We start from the raw sequence: 19,128 nt of genomic DNA on the forward strand, positions 1-19,128 counted from the left end.
TCAGAGCCGGGCGAGGATCTCGTCCGCGAGCGGGCCGGACGAGGCGGGGTTCTGGCCGGTGACCAGGTTGCGGTCGGCGACCACGTGGGGCTGCCAGGGCTCGCCCTCCTGGAAGTCGGCGCCGAGGGCGGCCAGGCGGTCCTGGAGCAGCCAGAGCGCCCGGTCGGCGAGGCCGGCCTGGGTCTCCTCGGCGTTGGTGAAGCCGGTGAGGCGGTAGCCGGTGAAGGCGTTGCCGCCGTCCGCGCGGTCGGCGGCGAGCAGCGCGGCCGGGGCGTGGCAGACGACGCCGAGCGGCTTGCCGGAGTCCAGCGCCGCCGCGAGCAGGCGGCCGGAGTCGGCGTCCACCGCGAGGTCCTCCATGGGGCCGTGGCCGCCGGGGTAGAACACCGCGTCGTAGTCGGCGAGGTCGATCTCGGCGAGCTTCAGCGGGTGCGCCAGGCCCGCGATGGCGTCCAGCGCGGGCCGGACGTCGCGGCCGCCGTTGTTCTCGGGCGCGAGGCTGCCGCCGTCGGCGACCGGCGCGACGCCGCCCGGGGTGGCGAAGACCACCTCGTGGCCCGCGCCGGTGAAGGTCTCGTAAGGGGTGAGCAGCTCCTCGGCCCAGTAGCCGGTGGGGTGCTCGGTGCCGTCCTTCAGCGTCCAGTGGCGGGCGCCGGTCACCACGAAGAGAATCCTGGACATGCGTCCTCCTTGACGTCTGGCCTGGTCGTCCTGACGTTCCGTGCGTTGATCGTCACTTCGTCGTCGGTGCCCACGCTATGCGCGACCGCCGCCGAGCCCAAATGATCTTTTCCTCGCCGGGACGCTGCGCGAGGCGGCCCGCTCCCGGTGAGCCCTGGACGGCGCCGCCAGGCAACCGCTAGCAGAGCGCGTCGTCGGCGCGGATCTCGCCCGCCTGGCGGGTGATGCCGCCCCCGGCGTCCTTGGGGACGGTGAACCCGGGCCCGATGACCAGGTCGAGGACGCCCGGCGCGGCGCTCGCGGTCGGGGTGAGCGTGGCGCGGGGCACCACCTTGGCGAGGGCCTCCGCAGCCGCGCGGTCGCCGGCACCGTAGCGGATGCGGGTGAAGGACGCGGTCTTCAGGTTGCCGACCTTGGTGATGGTGTAGCCGCGGGTGCGCAGCGCGTCGGCGGCGGCCTTGGCCTGCCCCTCGTTCCCGGAGGCGTTGAGGACGCGCAGTCGCCCGGCCTGGGCGGTCGGCTTCGGCGCCGTCTTCGGGACGGTGCGGTCGGCGCGGACGGCGGCGAAGAACGGCGCGGCGGCAGGAGTCAGCGCGACCCGGTCGCGGTTCTGCGACCAAGGACCGCTGGGCACGGTCACGAACCGCAGGTCGCTCGCCTTGAGGCCACGGACGCCTTGCAGGATGGCCAGCATTTTCACCGTGCTGAGGCCCGAGTCGGTCTTCAGCGATTTGGCGACCGAGTTCAACAGCGCGTTCAGCCGGACGGGGTTGGCGAGGACGTCGCCGCGCATCGCCTGCTGGGCGAGCGAGCCGAGGAACTTCTGCTGCCGCTTGATGCGCCCGGTGTCGGTGCCGTCCCCGAAGGCGTGCCGCGACCGGACGTAGGCGAGGGCCTGCGCGCCCTTGACGGTGTGCGTCCCCCGGGTCATGTAGAGCCCGGCCTGCGGGTCGCGCACGTCGTGCGGCAGGCAGATCGGGACGCCGCCGACCGCCTTGGTCACGCCCTCGAACCCGACGAAGTCCACCTGCACGAAGTGGTCGATCTTGATGCTCGAGACCTGCTCGATCGTCTTCACCGTGCAGGACGGCCCGGCCAGCGCCATCGCCACGTTGATCTGCTGCAGTGCGTACGCCGGCGTGCGGCCGCCGCCCGGCTTGGTGCAGGCCGGGATCGGCACCATCAGGTCGCGCGGGAAGCTGATGCCCATGGCCTGCTCGCCGCCGGGCGACAGGTGCAGCAGGATCATGGTGTCGGAGGCCGGCGCCTTGTTCCGCAGGCCCCGCCCGAACCTGGCGTTCGCGCCGTTCCGCCCGTCGGAGCCGATGAGCAGGATGTTCAGCGCGCCGTTCAGCTTCTTCGGGCGGCCGCCGCCGATGAGGCCGTCGGTGTCCTCGTGCTCGATGCTGCCCTGGAGCCGGTAGTAGTAGCCGTAGGCGGACAGGCTGCCGGTCACCAGCACCGCGGCGAGCGCGATCGAGGACCAGGCGGGCAGGCCGTGCGGGCGCGACCGGCGGCGGCGCGGTTCGTCCATCCGGGAAGACCCTTTCGAGAGGCTTGTCGGTGTTGTATCGCCGCACCGCCCCCGAAAGGTTCATTCCATGATCTTCTAAGGCGCGCCGTGCGGAATCCGCTCCAGCAGGCCGCCGCGGAACACGTCGTACAGGCCCGTCGCTTCCAGGTGGACGTAGCCGATGTGGCAGTCGCACTCCGCCAGCGGGCAGCCGCGCGGACGCAGCGCCTCCCGGAAGCTGCCGTCGTAGAGGTTGCCGAGCACGGCCGGGACGAAGTGGCAGCGCCGCACCGTCCCGTCGCCGTCCACCGACACGACCGTATCGCCGGTCCGGCACGGCAGGCCGCGGCTCGGGTGGGGGCGCCGGCTGTAGGAGAACAGCGGGTCGAGGGCCTGCCAGCCGGCGGCCTCGGCGTCGGTGTAGGTGCGGCCCTCGGCGGCGTTCACCCACAGGTAGACGCCCTCGGGCAGGTCGGCGCGCAGGCGGCGGGCGGCGTCCAGGTGCTCGGGCTGCCCGACGACGCCGACGCTGAACCGGACGCCGCGCGCGGCGAGGTCGCGGCATTTGGCGGCGAACCGCTCGTGCTCGACCTGGCCGGGGTGGTAGGTCGTCCAGAGCGCGAGGGTGTCCAGGTCGGCGTCCGCCGTCCAGGACGTGCGGTGGCTGAGGTTGGTCTGGATGGCGGCGCGCTCGACGTGCGGCAGGTGGCTGAGGCGGACGAGCGCCCGCCGGTACCAGGACCGGACGAGGCCCTCGCCCCACGGCGTGAACAGCACCGACACCGGGTGGTCCTGCGCGGCGACCCATTCGGTGAAGCGCTCCAGGGCGGTGCGGTCGGCGCGCAGCTGCTCGGGGGTGTCGCGGCGCTTGGCGAACGGGCAGTAGGGGCAGTCGTAGTCGCAGCTCGCCAGCGGCCCCCGGTACAGGATCGTCAGGTGCCGCATCAGCGCGCCTCGTAGGCGTCCATCAGGGCGCGGGCGTTCGGCGAGAACAGCGCCGGGCCGACCGCGTCGGAATGGGCGAGTCCCTCGGGAGTCAGGCGGAGGCGTCCGGGCGTCTCGTCCAGCCAGCCGCGCTCGCGGAACGTCCCGAGGTCGAAATCGGCGGCGGGCGCGGTGCCGAAGCGGGTCGTGTAAGAGGCGGTGTCGAGCCCTTCGGCTTGCAGGAGCGATTGCAGCAGGTGCCGGCGGCGGCGCTCGTCGTCGTCCAGGCGGAACCCGACGCGGGCGGTGGAGAAGTCGTCGGCCTTCACGTAGTCGTCGATGATGGCCCGCACCTGGCTCGCGCCGACCGCGTACTCGAAGGAGTAGTGCAGGTCGGCGGTGTAGGAGCGGGCGCCGCAGCCGAGGCCGACCATGCCGTCGGTCTGGCAGCAGTACTCGGTGCCGCCGCCCGCGCCGCCGGGCAGCCGGAACATGCGCATGGACACCTGCTCGTAGCCCTGGGCGAGCAGGTGGTCGCGGCCGAGGCGGTACAGCTCCAGCCGGTGGTCGTCCCAGTCGGCGCGGCGGGCGAGGCCGGTGAGCGGCCGCACGTACAGCGGGTACAGGTAGATCTCCTCGGGCCGCCAGGCGAGCGCGGCGTCCAGGGAGTGCAGCCAGGTGACGGCGGTCTGCCCGTCGATGCCGTAGATCAGGTCGATGTTGAGGACGGGGAACCCGACCGCGCGGATGCGGTCGAGGGCCGCCTCGACCTCGGCGCGCTTCTGCGGGCGGACGGCGGCGCGGGCCTCGGCGTCGACGAAGCTCTGCACGCCGATGGAGATCCGCGTCGTGCCGTGGTCGGCGAGGACCTGGAGGCGGTCGGCGGTCGCGGTCGCCGGGGACGTCTCGACGCCGAGCGGGATCGCGCCGACGCCCGCGATGGCGCAGAGCCGCTCCAGCTCGGCGGCGGTGAGGTAGGTGGGGGTGCCGCCGCCGAACGCGGCGGTGGCGAACCGGGCGTCGCCGAGCGCGTCGCGGACGGTGCGCGCCTGCCGCTCCAGGGCGTCCAGGTAGGCGCCGGTCAGCTCCTCGGGGGCGCCGGTGCGGGTGAACAGGTTGCAGAACCCGCACCGCATCTCGCAGAACGGGACGTGCAGGTAGAGGAACAGCGCGCTGCGGTCCTCGTCCCGCCACACGTCCGCGAGGGCGGGCTCGGGGTCGAGGGGCCGATAGGCGGTCTTGTGCGGGTAGGCGTAGACGTATCCCTGGTAGGGACTTCCCTGGTGGGGGCCGTTCATCGCAGCAGGAACTCTCCGTAGGGGACCGTCCACACGACCTCGTGCCCGAGGCGGTGGCCGGAGTGGCCGTCCTCCCCATAGGCGGTGCCGTGGTCGGAGCAGACGATGACGAAACAGGGGCGGCGCATCAGGTCGAACAACCGCCCTATATGGGCGTCGACGTGGCGGAGCGCGGCGGCGTGACTCTCGCGGGTGTCGCCGTGCTCGCGGCTCGCACCCTCCAGGTGGAACCAGTTGGGCTGGTGCAGGGCGGCGACGTTGAGCAGCAGGAACAGCCGCCGGTCCGCCGGCAGCCGTCCGACGATCTCGGCGGCGCGGTCGATCTGGTTCGGCAGCGACGCGGGGTCGGTGACGCCGAACTCCGGCTCCCAGTGACTCTCGGCGAACATCGACGGCAGCGCCGACCCGAGGGGCGTGCGCTTGTTGAAAAAGCCGACGCCGCCGACGCAGGCGGTGTGGTAGCCCGCTTCGGCGAGGCCGGTCGGCAGGTCGGCGGCGTGGAACCGCCAGGTGCCGTCGGCGGTCGTCTCGCTGCCGGGGAACTCCGCGGCGAACAGCCGTGGGTGCGGGCCGGGCGCGGCGGGCGTCGGCAGGAACCCGGCGAGGATCGCGGCGTGAGCGGCGTAGGTGAAGCTGCCGGGGCTGTGCCGCCGCTCCCACCGCCCGCCCGGCAGCAGCCCGGCGAGCGTCGGGAGGCCGCCGCCGGCCGCCAGCTCGGCGGCCACGTCGTAGCGCAGGGTGTCCAGCGTCACCAGCAGCACGTCGTGGCTGCCGATGATCTCGTTCATGTCGTGCACGGGACGCCCCGGAGCGCGGCGCGGACCTGCGCCGCGTAGGTGTCGAGGTGCGCGGCGGGGCCGCCGGGCAGGCCGGTGAGGCCGGGCAGCAGGTCGCCGAACGCGTTGACCTCGCCGACCGCGACGCGCCGCCACCCGGCTCCGACGAGCAGGTCCACGCCGGCCATGAGGCTGCCGGGGAAGCAGGCGGCCGCGGCCGCGCAGGCGTCCAGCGCCCGCGCCCAGCCGCCGGCGCCGAGCGCCTCGCGGACAGCGCCGAGGTCGCCGCGCGCCCCGCCGAGGTGCAGGTTCGTCATCGGCGAGCGGCTGGTGCGGACGACGGCGTGCGTCGGCTCGCCGCCGACGACCACGACCCGCAGGTCCAGGGTGCGGCCGCCCAGGGCGGCCTTCGGCATCCAGCGCTCGACGTGCAGGCCGTCGGGGGCGAGCGCGCCGACCAGCGCGGCGACCTCGGCCTCGGTGTCGTAGGACCGGACCCGCAGCGAGTTCACGTAGCCGCCGCCCGGGGCGGGCGCGGCCGAGGTGACGGCCTTGATCCGGCCGCCGGGGGCGGTCTGGAGCGCGATCACGCCCGACGCCGACGAGCCGTGCGCGGGCTTGACGAACACCCGCCGCTCCCCCGCCGCCGCCATCCGCTCCCGCAGCTCGCCGTACCCGGTGACCTGCGGCAGCGCGGCCGGGACGGGCACGCCGGCGGCGTCCAGCCGGGCGTGGCAGAGCCGCTTGTCGAACATGACCGCGATGTCGCCGGCGTCGCTGGTGGACGGCGCGGCGGGCAGGCGGCGGAGCGCCGCGGTGAAGCGGGCGTACCAGGCGGCGCCGCCGCCGACGCGCGCCGGGTCGCCGGGGCCGCGCAGCAGGGCGTCGGCCTCGGGGTCCTCGCCGGGCGAGTCGATCCGCAGGACGGTGCCGTCCGGGACGCGCGGCGCGGCGCCGCGCAGCAGGTCCGTCCAGGCGATCACGTGCGGGTCGTCCAGGCCGGCGGACCGGCAGGCGGCGGCGAACAGCGCCACCCGCCGGTCGCCGGGCGTCCCGAGGACGGTGAAGCCCCTCATTCCGCGACCGCGATGTAGATGAACCCGGGTCGGGCGTCGTCGCGCAGCGGCTCGCCGGCGTCGATCTCGGTGTCCGGCAGCGCGGCGCGCAGCCGCTCCACCATTCCCTCGGACAGGAAGTGGTGGTGCAGGTCGAGGCGCCGCAGGTGGGTGAGCGGCTGCCCCGACAGCAGCGCCTCGGCGCCCGCGTCGGACAGCGTCCCGAGGGCGAGGCTGAGCGACTCCAGCCGCGCGACGACGGGCGCGGCCGCGAGGGCGGCGGCGACCCGGTCGGTGAACTCGCAGTTCTCCACGCCGAGGTGGCGGAGCGCGGGGAACCTCGCGCCGTCCAGGAACGGCGCGAGGTCGTCCAGTTCGGTGTCGCCGCCGTACCCGCTGTCGCCGAGCATCAGGGCGAGGCTCTCCAGCGCGGGCAGGTCGCTGGCCGCGACGCCGCGCACGACCTCGACGGGCAGCCCGCCCGACTCGAACCGCAGCTCGCGCAGCACGCCGCTCTCCACCGGCGGCCACTGCACGTCCGCGCCCCGCACCGCGAGCACCTCCAGGCGCGGGAACGCCTCCAGCAGCGGCGTCACGTCGCCCTGGACGATCCAGGAGACCTCGCACTCCTCGCCGAGGACGTCCCCGAGCATGAGGGCGCGGAGGGCCGGGTAGGACGCGGCCCGCTCCAGCAGGATCTCCAGGGGGTGGCGGTCCTGCCACCACGATCCGACGACGAGGGTGGTGACGCGGGCGGCGTCGATCTCGGCCTCGAACAGGTCGAGGCAGCCCTCCCAGTCCTCCGCCTGCCCCTCGGACGTGATCCGCCACGCGACGGCGTCCGCGGCGGGCGGGGGGCCGGCGCCGTCCGCGCCGTGAGTGACGACGGGCAGGCCGGCGAACTCCGCCAGATGCTCGGTGAAGGTCACTGCGGGCTCACTCCGAGACCGCGATGAAGCGCCACTCGCCCTCGGCCTTCTGCTGGTCGTCGAGGTCGACCTCGACGTCCGGCAGCGCGGCGCGGATCCGCTCCATCATCGCGTCGCTGAGGAAGTGGTGGGACAGGTCCAGCTCGTCCAGGTGGGTGAGGGGCTGCCCGGACAGCAGCGCCTCGGCGCCCGCGTCGGTGAGCGCGCCGAGCGCGAGGCTGAGCGTCGACAGGCGCGCGACGATCGGGGCGGCGGCGAGCGCGGCCGCGACCTCGTCGGCGATCTCGCTGTTCTCCAGGCCGAGGTGGCGGAGCGCGGGCAGCTTCTCGCCGCTGAGGATCGGCGCGAGGTCGGCGGTGGTGGCGTCGCCGCCGTAGTTGTCGGTGCCGAGCCAGAGGTCGAGCTGCTCCAGGTTCGGCAGGTCGGCGGCGGCGACCGCCCGCACGACGGCGGCGGGCAGCCCGCCGGTCTCGAACCGCAGGACGCGGAGCGCGCCGCTGCTCGGCGGCTCCAGCACCAGGCCCTCGCTGCCGCGCACCTCCAGCCGCTCCAGCTCGGGGAACGCGCCGAACAGCGGGGTGATGTCGCCGTGCTCGATCCAGGAGACCTCCGACTCCTCCATGACGATGTCGCCGACGAACAGCGCCTTGAGGTTCGGGAAGCGGCGGGCGTTCTCGACCAGCAGCTTCACCGGGTCGGCGGCGCCGTCGTCGTAGGAGGCGCCCCAGTAGCCGAAGATCAGCGCGGTGACCTGCGTCGTGTCGACCCGCTCGACGAAGCGCGCGAAGACGTCGGCGAAACCGGCCTCGTCGAACTCGGTCCGCACCCGCCAGGCGTGCCCCCCGACCGCGGGCAGCTCGGCGTCCGCGCCGGTGTCGTGGGTGAAGTCGGCCACCGGCAGGCCGGCGTACTCGGTCAGGTGCTCGTTGATCGTCACTGCGGTCCCTTCCGGATCATCGGTCGGGACCTGTCCTATCAGCCCGCCCCGACATCCCGGGAGACAACGGGCGGAACCGGCCGGGCGCGGGCGCGCCCGGCCGGTTCCGGCGGGTCAGGAGCCGGTGGCCGGGAGGACCGAGCCCTGGTACTTGTCCTCGATGAACTTCTTCACCTCGGGGCCCTGCAGCAGCTGGACGAGCTTCTTGACGCGCGGGTCGCCCGCCTTCTCCGGCAGCGTCACGATGCCGTTGGCGTAGGGGTTGCCCTCGGCCTTCTCCAGGACGAGCGCGTCCTTGGCGGGGGTGAGGCCGGTCTTCAGCGCGTAGTTGCCGTTGATGACGGCGAGGTCCAGCTCGTCGAGGGAGCGCGGGAGCTGGGCCGGCTGGAGCGCCTTGAACTTGAGGTTCTTGGGGTTGGTCGCGATGTCCTTCGGGGTGGCGGAGGTCGGCGCGCCCGGCTTCAGGGTGATGAGGCCGTTGTCGGCGAGCAGCTTCAGGCCGCGGCCCTGGTTCGCCGGGTCGTTGGAGACGCCGACGGTCGCGCCGGCCGGCACGTCCTGGAGGCTCTTCAGCTTCTTGGAGTAGACGCCGAGCGGCTCCAGGTGGACGGGCGCGACGAAGGTGAGCTTCTTGCCCTTGGCCTTCTCGAACTCCTGCATGAACGGCACGTGCTGGAAGTAGTTGGCCTGCACCTGGTTCTCCACCAGGGCGGTGTTCGGCTGCACGTAGTCGTCGAACTCGACGATCTTGAGCTTGAGGCCGGCCTTGGCGGCGAGGTTGTCCTTGACGTACTTCAGGATCTCGCCGTGCGGGACGGGGTTGACGGCGACCTTGAGCTCGCCGTCGGCCTTGTCGGCGGAGTCGGACGAGCCGCAGGCGGTGGTGAGGCCCGCCAGGAGTCCGAGCGAGGCGACGGCCAGGGTGATCTTGCGGAGCACGAAGAGTGCCTTTCTACTTGTGGGTGAGCCGGCGCGTGACGAGGTCGCCGACCATCTGGACGAGCTGCACGAGGACGATGAGCACCACGACGGTGGCGACCATGACCTTGGTCTCGAAGCGTTCGTAGCCGTAGCTGATGGCGAGGTAGCCGAGGCCGCCCGCGCCGACGGTGCCGGCCATGGCGGTGTAGCCGAGCAGCGCGATGACCGTGACGGTGAGGCCGGCGACCAGGCCCGGCCGGGCCTCGCGGAGCAGCACCTTGACGACGAGCTCGCGTCGCGAGGCGCCCATCGCGCGGGCCGCCGCGACGACGCCGGGGTCGACCTCGCGGAGGGCGGTCTCCACGAGCCGGGCGTAGAAGGGCGCCGCGCCGACGGTCAGCGGCACGATCATGGCGGTGTTGCCGTAGGAGCTGCCCGCCACGAACCGGGTGAAGGGGATCAGCGCCACCATGAGGATGAGGTAGGGCAGCGACCGGCCGATGTTGACGACGAAGCCGAGCCCCTTGTTCAGCGCCGGCGCGGGCAGCAGCCCGCCGCGGTCGCTCAGCACCAGCAGCACGCCGAGCAGCAGCCCGAGGACGCCGGCGAGGGCGGCCGACGCGCCGGTCATGTAGAGCGTCTCGCCGGTGGCGGTGCGCAGCAGCGGCCAGATCTCGTCCCAGGTCACGGGGCGACCTCCACGGTGAGGCCCTGCGCGCGCAGGTGCGCGAGGCGGGCGGCGTTCTCCTCGGGGCCGCCGGGCAGCTCGACGCGGAGCCGCCCGACGCGGGCGCCGCCGACCTCCTCGACGGCGCCGCCGAGGATGTTGACGTCGATGCCGAACTCGCGGGCGAGCGCCGACACGAACGGCCGGTCGGCGCTGTCGCCCTCGAAGGTGACGTCGACGACGGTGCTGCCGGGGCGCGGCGCGTGCGCGGGCAGCGGGAACAGGTCGCGGGCGAGCTCGGAGCCCGGCGCGGTCAAAAGGTCGCGGACCGGGCCCGCCTCGGTGATCCGCCCGTCCCGCATGATCGCGACCGAGTCGCAGATCCGCTTGACCACCTCCATCTCGTGGGTGATCAGCAGGACGGTGAGGCCGAGCCGCCGGTTGAGGTCGCGCAGCAGCGCGAGGATCGAGGCGGTGGTCTCGGGGTCCAGCGCCGACGTCGCCTCGTCCGACAGCAGCACCTTCGGGCGGCCGGCGAGGGCGCGGGCGATGCCGACGCGCTGCTTCTGGCCGCCGGAGATCTGCGCCGGGTGGGCGCCGGCGTGGTCGGCGAGGCCGACGAGGTCCAGCAGCTCGGCGACGCGCTCGCCGCGCTCGGCCCGCGGCACGCCCATGACCTCCAGCGGGAACGCCACGTTCCCGGCGACGGTGCGGCTGGACAGCAGCCCGAAGTGCTGGTGGATCATCCCGATGCGCTGCCGCGCCCGCCGCAGCTCGCCGCCGGACAGCGCCAGCAGGTCCTGGCCCGCGACGGTGACGCGCCCGGAGTCGGGGCGCTCCAGCAGGTTCACGCAGCGCAGCAGGGTGCTCTTGCCGGCGCCCGAGCGGCCGAGGACGCCGAAGACCTCGCCGTCGGCGACGGTCAGGTCGACGTCGTCGACGGCGGTCACGGCGCGGCCGCGGTCGCGGTAGACCTTCCGAAGTTTCTCTATCTGGATCACAGGGAATCGTCCGTGCGGAGATCGCCGCCGGGCGGGCGGCATGGGGATGGGCGTGCTCGGGACGGGCGGTACGGCGCGGGCGGCCTAGGAGAGGCCGGGCGGGTACGGCGCGTGGCCGAGGAGATGGCGCTCGATGGCGTGGCGTCCGGAGATCATGTGTGCGTTCGTCCTAGCGGAGCCGTCCGGGGACGGGGGTTCGCTCGCTTCGGGGCGCGAGGCTCGGAGAGACGGGGGCCCTCAGCGGGCACACATTCGCGGGACGCACATCATGGTCAGCAGTAAACCGGCAAGTGGCGAATGGCGTCAAATCGCCTCTATGTCCCTGACCTGCCGCTATACGCCAGTGTGACGCTTCCCGCACCGGTGCGCGCGTCGACCGTCCCGGCCGCGGCCGGGTCGCCGAGCGCCGGGTCGACGCTCCGGTCGCCCGTCCCGCTCTCGACGGCGAGGCGGTAGCGGGTGCCGGGCGGGAAGGCCAGGTCCACCTCGCCCGCGCCGGTCCGCGCCCGCACGCGGGCGGGCGCCGCGGCGAACCCGACGGCCACACCGCCCGAGCCGGTCTCGGCGTCCACGTGCGCGGCGGCGGACGCCTCGGCGCGCAGCTCGCCGGACCCGGCGCGGAAGGAGATGTCGCCGCGCCCCCCGCCGACGTACAGGTTCCCGCTGCGGGTTCGCACGTCCAGCGGCCCGTCCAGGCCGCGCGCGGTGATCTCGGCGGAGGTCGCCTCCACCGACACGGGCGTGCCCGGCGGGACGGTGAGGTCCAGGTCGATGCCGCAGCCCTCGGGGAGCACCGACCAGACGGCGTCCCCGCAGGCCGCCGTGACGGTCAGCACCGTCCCCGCCCAGGACGCGCGGACGCGCGGCTTGGCGGCGGTCCAGCCGAGGTGGCGGCGCAGCAGCACCCGGCCCGCCGCTCCCTGCCCGAGCGACACCTCCGCGCCGCCGACGTCGAGCCGGACCCGCGAGACCGGCCGGTCCCAGGGGACGGCGGCGGTCTCCTCGCGCCGCAGGCTCTCCCCCGCGAGCCGCAGCCCGAACGAGGCGGCGACGGCGAGCGCGGTGAGGGCCGCCAGCAGGTACCAGACGCCCTTGCGGCGGGGGCGGGCGGTCACGTCCCGCCCTCCAGGAAGCGCAGCACCGCGAGGACGCGCCGGTGGTCGCCCTCGGCGTGCGGCAGGTCGAGCTTGGCGAAGATCCCGTTGATGTGCTTGGCGACGGCGCTCTCGCTGACGACGAGCGCGGCGGCGATGCCGGCGTTGGAGCGGCCCTCGGCCATGAGCGCGAGCACCTCGCGCTCGCGCGGGGTGAGCCGGTCCAGCGGGTCGCTCTGGCGGCGCAGCAGGAGCTGCGACACCACCTCGGGGTCGAGGGCGGTGCCGCCCGCGGCGACGCGGCGGAGCGCGTCCAGGAACGCCGCGACGTCGGCGACGCGGTCCTTCAGCAGGTAGCCGACGCCGCTCGTGTGCGCGGACAGCAGGTCGGCGGCGTAGCGCTCCTCGACGTACTGCGACAGCAGCAGCACCCCGACGCCGGGATGCTCGCGGCGCAGCACGAGCGCGGCCCGCACGCCCTCGTCGGTGTGGCCGGGCGGCATCCGCACGTCCACGATCGCGAGATCGGGGCGGTGCCGGTCCACGGCGGCGAGCAGCCCGGCCGCCTCGCCGACCGCCTCGGCGACCTCGAACCCCGAGGTCTCCAGCAGCTTGATCAGCCCGGCCCGCAGCAGGACCGAGTCCTCGGCGATCACAACGCGCACGGCAGCTCCACGGTGAGGGTGGTCGGCCCCCCGGCGGGGCTGACGATGCGGAAGGTGCCGTCCACCGACCGGACGCGCCGGGCGAGGCCGGCGAGGCCGGTGCCGCGCGCCGGGTCGGCGCCGCCCGCGCCGTCGTCGGCGACGGTGACCAGCAGGCGCGCGCCGTCCCGCCGGACCGCGACGTCCACGACGCTCGCGCCGGCGTGCCGGACGACGTTGGTGAGCGCCTCCGACACCACGAAGTAGGCGACGGCCTCGACGGTGGACGACGCCCGCTCGGGCACGTCCACCGCGAGCCGCACCTTGACCGGGACGCGGGCGGCGACGCCCGACAGGGCCGCGTCCAGGCCGCGGTCCTCCAGCACCGCCGGGTGCAGGCCGCGGATGAGGTCGCGCAGCTCGGCGAGGGCCTCCTTGGCCTCCTCGTGCGCGTCGACGATCGCCCGCATGGCGTCGTCGGGGACGCCGGTCAGCGTGGCGCGGGCGATCCCGAGGTTCAGGGCGAGCGAGACGAGCCGCTGCTGCGCGCCGTCGTGCAGGTCGCGCTCGATGCGGCGGCGCTCCAGGTCGGCGGCGTCCACGACGTCGGCGCGCTTGCCGGCGAGGTCGGCGACGCGGGCGGCGAGCGCGGCGGCCGGGTCGGGGCCGAGCAGCCGCACCGCCGCGCGGGCGTCGAGCGCCCGGACGCCCGCCGCGAGCCAGGGCGCGGCGAGGAGCAGCAGCGCGCCGGCGGCGGTGAGCAGGCCGAGCCGGACGGCGTGCCCGCCGGCGGCGAGCGGCCCCCCGGGCGGCAGCGCCCAGGCGTAGGCGTGCACGGCCGCCAGGGCGGCGCCGGCGGTCCAGGCGAGCAGGACGCCGACCGCCCCGCAGGCGAGCAGCGGCCCGACGACCAGGTGGTAGCGGACCTCGCGCCACAGGTCCTCGGTGCGCAGCGCCCGCAGCGGGCCGCGCAGCGGGCCGCCGGGGCGGGGCGCGGGCGCCGGGACGTCCAGGCCGAGCATCGCCCACATCCGCTCGCGCTGCGCGTGCGTCGCCGGGCGCAGCAGCACGAGGACGAGCAGCGCGGGCAGCAGCAGGGCGGCGGTGACCGGGAGCGTGCTGACCGGCGTCCACACCAGCCAGGGCGCCGCCATGATCGTCCAGCCGGCGAGCTGGAGCGGCGCCCCCGAGGCGGCGTGCGCGGTGTCCCGCCACGCGCCCGGCGACCACGGGGCGCGCGCGAGCACCCGCCCGGGGAGCGTGTCGGAGGCCATGCCGGAACCGTAGGGGCGCCGGTCCCGCCGCGCACATCCGGCCCGCTCCAGTCCGGGGGTGTACCTGGTGCCACCCCCGGTCGGAAAGCGGCGCTACTGCCTCTCGCCGCGCCCCGGAGCAGGGTGGTGATCAAGCCCGGAGCCGCCGGGCCGCCACCGCGAGGAGCCCCCCATGGTCACCGTCACGAGCCCGGCCCGCCCCGTCCCCGCGATCCCGGCGATCCCCGCCCCGTCGCGGGCCGCCGCCCGCCGGTGGACGGCCCGCGCGCTCGTCGCGGCGGGCGCGGCGATGGTGCCGTGGGTGGCGGTGCTGATGACCGAGCTGCCGTCCACCACGCAGGTGTCGCACTGGGGCGCGGCGTGGGCGGGCCTGGACCTGGCCTTGGCCGCCGGCCTCGCGGCCACCGGCGTCCTGCTGGCCCGGCGCGATCACCGGTATGCCCTCACCGCCGCCGCCACCGGCGCCCTGCTGCTGCTGGACGCCTGGTTCGACACGATGCTGTCGCCCGCCGGGCCCGAGCACACCCTCGCGATCGTCCTGGCGTTCGCCGCGGAGCTGCCGATGGCCGCGGTCTGCGGCGCCCTCGCGGTGCGCGGGCTGCGCCCTGTCCCGGGTTCACCGGGAATCCGGGTGATCGAAACCCATCCGAAATGACCACGTCGACAGGATGAAACCTCTGGAGCTGGGCGTTTAGAGTGAAGGCCGCCAACGGGAGGCCGTCGCGCCCCCGGCCCTTCCGCCGCACGCCCGCGTCACCACGAGGTCCCCATATGAACGTCGAGAAGGCGACCGAAGCCTGCCTCCGGTTCCTGCACGCCGGGTCGATCGCCCCCGAGGCGACCGCCGAGGACGACTTCGGCTTCCTGCCGCTCGCCATGGACATCGACGGCGACGTCGCGGTGATCATGCTGATGGCGACCGGCGCCGACGTCCCCGAGGACCACCTGACGGTCGAGGAGTGGACCTTCCACCGGCGGCACGGCGGCGACTGGATCCCGCTCGGCTCCTACGGCGGCCTCGCGCTGCCCGCCGCGCTGACCCGCCGCCCGGCCGCCGAGCTCGGCGGCCGGCACCTGCGCCGCGACTGCTACGGCCGCTCGGTCCGCAACGGCGACCGGCTGCTGCCCTGGGGCGCCAAGTACGTGAGCGAGGCGCGGCTGACCGTCGCCGCCGAGACCGCCCGCCTCCGCGTCGGCAAGCGCACCCTGGACGTCCCCGAGCACGGGCAGGCCGTGGTGGTCTGGGGCGCCCGGCGCGGCCCGGTGATCGAGGCCCTGAACGCCGACGGCGCGGTGCTCGACAAGCTCGACCTGAGCTGACCCCCCTTTCTTGACCGTTCGTTCTCGATAGCTCTAGGGTCGCGCCCATGGCACGGACCAAGGAGTTCGATCCCGACGCCGCCCTGCAGCGCGCCCTGGAGCTGTTCTGGGAGCGCGGCTACGCGGCGACGTCCATGGCCGACCTCGTCGAGCGGCTCGGCGTCGCGCGGGCCAGCCTCTACGCCACCTTCGGCGACAAGCACGCGCTCTACCTGGCCGCGCTGGACCGCTACCTCCAGCTCCGCGACCCGGCGATCATGGAGGCGCTGTCGCGGCCGGGCCCGGTCCTGCCGGCGGTGCGCGCGCTGATCGAGCGCTACGCCGCCGAGTCCGCCGGGGACGGGCGCCGGCTCGGCTGCCTGGTCGTCAACAGCGCGGTCGAGCGCGGCCCGTCCGACGCCGAGGCCGCCCGCCGCGTCGAGGCGAGCTGGACCGTCCTGGAGACCGCCCTCACCACCGCGCTCACCCGCGCCAGGGCGCAGGGCGAGCTGGCGGCGGGCCGCGACCCGCGCTCCCTCGCGCGGCTGTTGCTCGTGCTGTTCCAGGGGATGCGCGTCCTCGGGCGCGCCCCCGCCTCCCCCGACCGGCTGCGCGACGCCGCGGCCGAGGCCGTCGCCCTGCTCGGCTGACTCCCCGCCCCGCTCGCCGGCGGGGTCTTTTTCCACCCTCATTCAAGACCGATCATTCTCGAATTCCTCCCCGGGAGCCCCCATGTCCCCGCGCTTCACCGGCAAGGTCGTCCTCGTCACCGGCGGCTCGTCCGGCATCGGCCTCGCCACCGCCCGCGCCTTCGCCGGCGAGGGCGCCACCGTCGTCCTCGCCGGCCGCGACGAGGCCCGCCTGAAGGCGGCCGCCGCCGAGATCGGCGCCGACCACGTGACCGCCGACGTCGCCGACCCCGCCTCCGCCGCCCGCATGGTCGCCGCCACGGTCGAGCGGCACGGCGGCCTGCACGTGGCGTTCAACAACGCCGGCGTGCTCGGCCCGTTCGGCCCGCTCGCCGACCTGCCCGAGGACGCCTGGGACGCCACCCTCGCCACCAACGTGACGGGGGTGTTCCTGTCCATGAAGCACGAGATCGCCCACATGGCCGCGCACGGCGGCGGCGCCATCGTCAACACCGCCTCCAACATCGGCGCGCACGTCCGCCGCCCCGGCCTCGCCGCCTACGCCGCGACCAAGGCCGCCGTCAGCGCCCTCACCCGCGGGGCGGCGCTCGACCACATCGGCGCCGGGGTGCGGATCAACGCGGTGAGCCCCGGCGCGACCGACACGGCCATGACCTTCCGGCCCGGCGAGACGCGCGCCGGCCGCGACGCGCGGATCGGCGCGGCCACCCCGGCGGGCCGGATCGGCGGCCCCGCCGAGGTCGCGGCCGCCGTGCTGTGGCTCGCCTCCGAGGCGGCGTCCTACCTGGTCGGACACGATCTTGTGGTGGACGGGGGCGCGTCGGCTTGACGTGCCCACCTCTTGATTACAAAGAGTCACTTCCGTGAACCGCTGCGTGTTACCTTTCCGGTCCTGATACGGACGATCGGAGGAGGTGATCACGTGGGCTGGCGCGCCCAGCTGTCCACGAACCCCTTCGCCAGCATGGTCGCGGCGACCGCGATCCTGCTCGGCGGGCTCGGCATGGTCATCGGGGACCGGGCGAGCCGGGGCATGTCCATCAGCCTGGCCGGCCACGCGAACGTGATCGCCCACCTGTGGGGCGCGATGTTCGCCGTGGGCGGCGTGCTGACGCTGTTCGGAATCTACCGGCCGCGCCTCACCGTCGAGCTGCCCGGCCTGTACCTGCTGGCCGGCGGCTACGGGTTCTACTGCCTGACGGTGCTGACCGGGCTGCGCACGCACGGCCTCGCGGCCGGGCTGATCTCGGGCGCCCTCACCCTCGGCAGCCTGCTGAAGGCGCGCGCGATCACCGCGCGCGCCCGCCACGTGCGGCCGGAACCGCCGGTGGAGCCGCCGGTGGACGCGCCGGCGGTCGAGGGGCGCGTCCCCGAGCCCCGGGGCGGGGGTGCGGGATGACGACGTCGGACATCGTGGTGTCGATCGCGCAGCTCGCGGCGGGCGGCACCATCGTGCAGGCGCTGGTGGCGGTCATGCGGCGGCGCGGCGAGCTGCGCCAGCTCGACCGGCAGACCGAGTCGGTCGCGGTGAGCACCGCCGACCAGCTCGTCACCATGCTGCGCCGCGAGCTGATGGACGCGAAGGCCGAGGTGAGCGGCCTCCGCCAGGACCGCTCGTCGCTGGCCGAGCAGGTCGAGCGGCTCTCCCGCCAGGTCTCGGAGATCAACGCCGACCTGGCGGAGGCCCGCGCCGTCTCCTCCCGCCTGCACAAGCCCGCCCCCTGAGCGCCGCTCACAGCCAGCCGCGGTCCCGGGCGGCCTGGACGGCGGCGTGCCGGTTGGCGGCGCCGAGCTTGGTGACGGCCGCCGACAGGTAGTTGCGGACCGTCCCCTCCGACAGCCCGAGGCCGCGCGCGATGCGCGCCACCGGCGCGCCGTCCGCGGCGGCCCGCAGCGCGTCCAGCTCGCGCGGGGTGAGCGGGCACTCCTCGGCGGCCAGGGCGTCGGCGGCGAGCTGCGGGTCGATGTAGCGCGCGCCCGCGGCGACCTGCCGGATCACCTCGGCGAGCCGGGCGCCGGGGGCGTCCTTGCCGAGGAACCCGCGGACGCCCGCGGCCATGGCGCGGCGCAGGTTGCCGGGCCGCCCGTGCGCGGTGACGATCACCAGCCGGCAGCCGGGCAGGTCGCGGGCCAGCCGCTCGGCGGCGGCGAGCCCGTCCAGGCCGGGCATGTCGATGTCGAGGACGGCGACGTCGGGCTTGCGCTCCAGCGCCCGCGCGACGGCCTCGTCGCCGCGGCCGACGTCGGCGACGACCTCGATGCCGTCCTCGGTCTCCAGCAGCAGCACCAGCGCCTCGCGGATCAGCAGGTGGTCGTCGGCCAGCAGCACCCTGATCACGGTTCTCCCCTCGGCACGGCCGCCACGACCCGGAACGTCCCGCCCCCGGCCGGCCCGGCGGCGAGGGCCCCGCCGACGGCGGCGAGCCGCTCGGCGAGGCCGGCGAGGCCGCTGCCGGCCTCGTCCCCGCGGCGCCCCGCCCCGTCGTTGACGATCTCCAGCTCGATCCGGCCGGCCGCGTCCCGCACCATGATCTCGCAGCGGGTGGCGGCGGAGTGCCGCAGCACGTTGGTGGCGGCCTCCCGCGCCACCCAGCCGAGCGGCTCGTGCACGTGCGCGGGGAGGTCGCCCGCGACGTCGGGGGTCGCGCAGGCGATCCCGGCGGCGCGCAGCACCGCCGACATGCCGTCCAGCTCGGTGCGGAGCGAGGTGCGCCGGTACCCGCGGACGACCTCGCGGACGTCGCCGACGGCGTCGCGCGCCATCGCCTGCACCTCCGTGAGCTCCTTGCGGACGCGCCCGGGGTCGCGGTCCAGGTACCGCTCGGCGACCTCGGCGCGCAGCGCGATCGCCTGGAGGCTGTGGCCGAGGACGTCGTGCAGGTCGCGCGCGAACCGCAGCCGCTCCTCCCCCACCGCCGACCGGGCGAGCTCGGCGCGCGCCTCGCTGAGCTCCTGCACGACGTGGAAGAACCAGACCGTCACGTAGCCGGAGAAGGTGTACAGCGGGATCGCGGCGGCGGTGTAGAGCGCCGACGGCACCGGCAGCCCGAGCGCCAGCCCGTACAGCGGCGCGGCGACGGCCGCGACCGGCGTCACGATCATGGACTCGCGGAGGGGCAGCACCACCGCGAACAGCCCGGCGGGCACGATCAGCGCGTTCCCCCAGCCGTGCGCGACGCCGAGGACCGCGGGCAGCGCCCAGCAGACCGCGGTGATCGCGGCGAGCGCCCAGCGGTGCGCGGGCGCCGTCCGCCGCATCAGGTTCAGCCAGAGCAGCCGCCCGTGCAGGGCGAGGACGCCGCCGGCGCAGGCCGCCGCGAGCAGCGCGCGCCCCGCCTCTGACCGCTCGACCGCCTCGTACCAGAGCGCCGGCACGAGCAGCCCGGCCAGGCTGAGCGCCGTCATCGCCACGATGATCGCGGCGATGACGGTCGGCCGGGGGATCCGTGGCTGCACCGGGCGCAC

Annotated in this window: 22 protein-coding genes; 6 read left to right on the top strand and 16 right to left on the bottom strand. The window is 75.0% G+C overall.

Features of this window, described 5'->3' with window-relative positions; genetic code table 11:
- The 14 genes from K1Y72_RS20950 to K1Y72_RS21015 all read right to left on the bottom strand — a co-directional run bounded on the left by K1Y72_RS20950 (position 1) and on the right by K1Y72_RS21015 (position 13,714).
- A complete protein-coding gene (locus tag K1Y72_RS20950) occupies positions 1-681 on the bottom strand; it encodes a type 1 glutamine amidotransferase domain-containing protein (RefSeq protein ID WP_220168093.1) in 681 nt (226 codons plus the stop codon).
- 178 nt (positions 682-859) lie between these two features.
- Positions 860-2,215: an LCP family protein gene (locus K1Y72_RS20955; RefSeq protein WP_220168094.1), complete on the bottom strand. Its 1,356-nt coding sequence runs from the start codon at positions 2,213-2,215 to the stop codon at positions 860-862.
- A gap of 75 nt (positions 2,216-2,290) precedes the next feature.
- A complete protein-coding gene (locus tag K1Y72_RS20960; RefSeq protein WP_220168095.1) occupies positions 2,291-3,139 on the bottom strand; it encodes an STM4011 family radical SAM protein in 849 nt (282 codons plus the stop codon).
- Positions 3,139-4,416 (bottom strand): STM4012 family radical SAM protein, encoded by a 1,278-nt coding sequence (locus K1Y72_RS20965; protein WP_220168096.1) that lies wholly within the window; start codon positions 4,414-4,416, stop codon positions 3,139-3,141. The genes K1Y72_RS20960 and K1Y72_RS20965 overlap by 1 nt, the downstream gene beginning before the upstream one ends.
- A complete protein-coding gene (locus K1Y72_RS20970) occupies positions 4,413-5,204 on the bottom strand; it encodes an STM4013/SEN3800 family hydrolase (RefSeq protein WP_220168097.1) in 792 nt (263 codons plus the stop codon). Before K1Y72_RS20970 ends, K1Y72_RS20965 begins: the two co-directional genes overlap by 4 nt.
- Positions 5,201-6,268, bottom strand: a complete 1,068-nt coding sequence (locus K1Y72_RS20975) for an STM4014 family protein (protein WP_220168098.1) — start codon at positions 6,266-6,268, stop codon at positions 5,201-5,203. The genes K1Y72_RS20970 and K1Y72_RS20975 overlap by 4 nt, the downstream gene beginning before the upstream one ends.
- Positions 6,265-7,176, bottom strand: a complete 912-nt coding sequence (locus K1Y72_RS20980) for an STM4015 family protein (protein WP_220168099.1) — start codon at positions 7,174-7,176, stop codon at positions 6,265-6,267. The genes K1Y72_RS20975 and K1Y72_RS20980 overlap by 4 nt, the downstream gene beginning before the upstream one ends.
- A 7-nt stretch (positions 7,177-7,183) precedes the next feature.
- Positions 7,184-8,113, bottom strand: coding sequence for an STM4015 family protein (locus tag K1Y72_RS20985; protein ID WP_220168100.1), 930 nt, complete (start codon positions 8,111-8,113; stop codon positions 7,184-7,186).
- A 114-nt stretch (positions 8,114-8,227) separates the two neighbouring features.
- Positions 8,228-9,052, bottom strand: coding sequence for a MetQ/NlpA family ABC transporter substrate-binding protein (locus tag K1Y72_RS20990; RefSeq protein ID WP_220168101.1), 825 nt, complete (start codon positions 9,050-9,052; stop codon positions 8,228-8,230).
- A gap of 13 nt (positions 9,053-9,065) precedes the next feature.
- A complete protein-coding gene (locus K1Y72_RS20995; RefSeq protein ID WP_220168102.1) occupies positions 9,066-9,722 on the bottom strand; it encodes a methionine ABC transporter permease in 657 nt (218 codons plus the stop codon).
- On the bottom strand, positions 9,719-10,702 hold the full coding sequence (locus K1Y72_RS21000) for a methionine ABC transporter ATP-binding protein (protein ID WP_220168103.1): 984 nt from the start codon (positions 10,700-10,702) through the stop codon (positions 9,719-9,721). Before K1Y72_RS21000 ends, K1Y72_RS20995 begins: the two co-directional genes overlap by 4 nt.
- Positions 10,703-11,016: 314 nt before the next feature.
- Positions 11,017-11,817, bottom strand: coding sequence for a DUF4097 family beta strand repeat-containing protein (locus K1Y72_RS21005; RefSeq protein ID WP_220168104.1), 801 nt, complete (start codon positions 11,815-11,817; stop codon positions 11,017-11,019).
- Positions 11,814-12,461, bottom strand: coding sequence for a response regulator (locus tag K1Y72_RS21010; protein WP_220168105.1), 648 nt, complete (start codon positions 12,459-12,461; stop codon positions 11,814-11,816). The genes K1Y72_RS21005 and K1Y72_RS21010 overlap by 4 nt, the downstream gene beginning before the upstream one ends.
- Positions 12,449-13,714, bottom strand: coding sequence for a sensor histidine kinase (locus tag K1Y72_RS21015; RefSeq protein WP_220168106.1), 1,266 nt, complete (start codon positions 13,712-13,714; stop codon positions 12,449-12,451). The genes K1Y72_RS21010 and K1Y72_RS21015 overlap by 13 nt, the downstream gene beginning before the upstream one ends.
- Positions 13,715-13,886: 172 nt before the next feature.
- Between K1Y72_RS21015 and K1Y72_RS21020 the strand changes: the two genes are divergently transcribed.
- From K1Y72_RS21020 to K1Y72_RS21045, 6 genes are all read left to right on the top strand, one after another.
- Positions 13,887-14,369, top strand: a complete 483-nt coding sequence (locus tag K1Y72_RS21020; RefSeq protein ID WP_220168107.1) for a hypothetical protein — start codon at positions 13,887-13,889, stop codon at positions 14,367-14,369.
- A gap of 116 nt (positions 14,370-14,485) precedes the next feature.
- Entirely contained in the window at positions 14,486-15,034 is a 549-nt protein-coding gene (locus K1Y72_RS21025) for a hypothetical protein (protein ID WP_220168108.1), read from the top strand.
- Positions 15,035-15,081: 47 nt separating this feature from the next.
- On the top strand, positions 15,082-15,663 hold the full coding sequence (locus K1Y72_RS21030) for a TetR/AcrR family transcriptional regulator (protein ID WP_220168109.1): 582 nt from the start codon (positions 15,082-15,084) through the stop codon (positions 15,661-15,663).
- 82 nt (positions 15,664-15,745) lie between these two features.
- Positions 15,746-16,492 (top strand): SDR family NAD(P)-dependent oxidoreductase, encoded by a 747-nt coding sequence (locus tag K1Y72_RS21035; protein WP_220168110.1) that lies wholly within the window; start codon positions 15,746-15,748, stop codon positions 16,490-16,492.
- A 93-nt stretch (positions 16,493-16,585) separates the two neighbouring features.
- Positions 16,586-17,062, top strand: coding sequence for a hypothetical protein (locus K1Y72_RS21040; RefSeq protein WP_220168111.1), 477 nt, complete (start codon positions 16,586-16,588; stop codon positions 17,060-17,062).
- Positions 17,059-17,388 carry a hypothetical protein gene (locus K1Y72_RS21045; RefSeq protein WP_220168112.1) on the top strand — a complete coding sequence of 110 codons (330 nt, stop codon included), beginning with the start codon at positions 17,059-17,061 and terminating at the stop codon, positions 17,386-17,388. Before K1Y72_RS21040 ends, K1Y72_RS21045 begins: the two co-directional genes overlap by 4 nt.
- A gap of 7 nt (positions 17,389-17,395) precedes the next feature.
- Here K1Y72_RS21045 and K1Y72_RS21050 read toward each other — a convergent pair whose 3' ends face one another.
- Together K1Y72_RS21050 and K1Y72_RS21055 are read right to left on the bottom strand one after the other, a co-directional pair.
- The gene (locus K1Y72_RS21050) at positions 17,396-18,001 is read right to left on the bottom strand and encodes a response regulator transcription factor (protein ID WP_220168113.1); all 606 of its coding nucleotides are present in this window, start codon (positions 17,999-18,001) and stop codon (positions 17,396-17,398) included.
- The gene (locus K1Y72_RS21055) at positions 17,998-19,119 is read right to left on the bottom strand and encodes a sensor histidine kinase (RefSeq protein WP_220168114.1); all 1,122 of its coding nucleotides are present in this window, start codon (positions 19,117-19,119) and stop codon (positions 17,998-18,000) included. Before K1Y72_RS21055 ends, K1Y72_RS21050 begins: the two co-directional genes overlap by 4 nt.
- Positions 19,120-19,128 lie beyond the last annotated feature (9 nt).

It is taken from the genome of Actinomadura parmotrematis (assembly GCF_019458805.1).
Classification (GTDB): Bacteria; Actinomycetota; Actinomycetes; order Streptosporangiales; family Streptosporangiaceae; genus Spirillospora; species Spirillospora parmotrematis.

Coding starts and splice junctions, on each gene's coding strand:
- K1Y72_RS20950 (WP_220168093.1), bottom strand. CDS start 681: ATGTCCAGGATTCTCTTCGTGGTGACCGGCGCCCGCCACTGGACGCTG.
- K1Y72_RS20955 (WP_220168094.1), bottom strand. CDS start 2,215: ATGGACGAACCGCGCCGCCGCCGGTCGCGCCCGCACGGCCTGCCCGCC.
- K1Y72_RS20960 (WP_220168095.1), bottom strand. CDS start 3,139: ATGCGGCACCTGACGATCCTGTACCGGGGGCCGCTGGCGAGCTGCGAC.
- K1Y72_RS20965 (WP_220168096.1), bottom strand. CDS start 4,416: ATGAACGGCCCCCACCAGGGAAGTCCCTACCAGGGATACGTCTACGCC.
- K1Y72_RS20970 (WP_220168097.1), bottom strand. CDS start 5,204: ATGAACGAGATCATCGGCAGCCACGACGTGCTGCTGGTGACGCTGGAC.
- K1Y72_RS20975 (WP_220168098.1), bottom strand. CDS start 6,268: ATGAGGGGCTTCACCGTCCTCGGGACGCCCGGCGACCGGCGGGTGGCG.
- K1Y72_RS21015 (WP_220168106.1), bottom strand. CDS start 13,714: ATGGCCTCCGACACGCTCCCCGGGCGGGTGCTCGCGCGCGCCCCGTGG.
- K1Y72_RS21020 (WP_220168107.1), top strand. CDS start 13,887: ATGGTCACCGTCACGAGCCCGGCCCGCCCCGTCCCCGCGATCCCGGCG.
- K1Y72_RS21025 (WP_220168108.1), top strand. CDS start 14,486: ATGAACGTCGAGAAGGCGACCGAAGCCTGCCTCCGGTTCCTGCACGCC.
- K1Y72_RS21030 (WP_220168109.1), top strand. CDS start 15,082: ATGGCACGGACCAAGGAGTTCGATCCCGACGCCGCCCTGCAGCGCGCC.
- K1Y72_RS21035 (WP_220168110.1), top strand. CDS start 15,746: ATGTCCCCGCGCTTCACCGGCAAGGTCGTCCTCGTCACCGGCGGCTCG.
- K1Y72_RS21045 (WP_220168112.1), top strand. CDS start 17,059: ATGACGACGTCGGACATCGTGGTGTCGATCGCGCAGCTCGCGGCGGGC.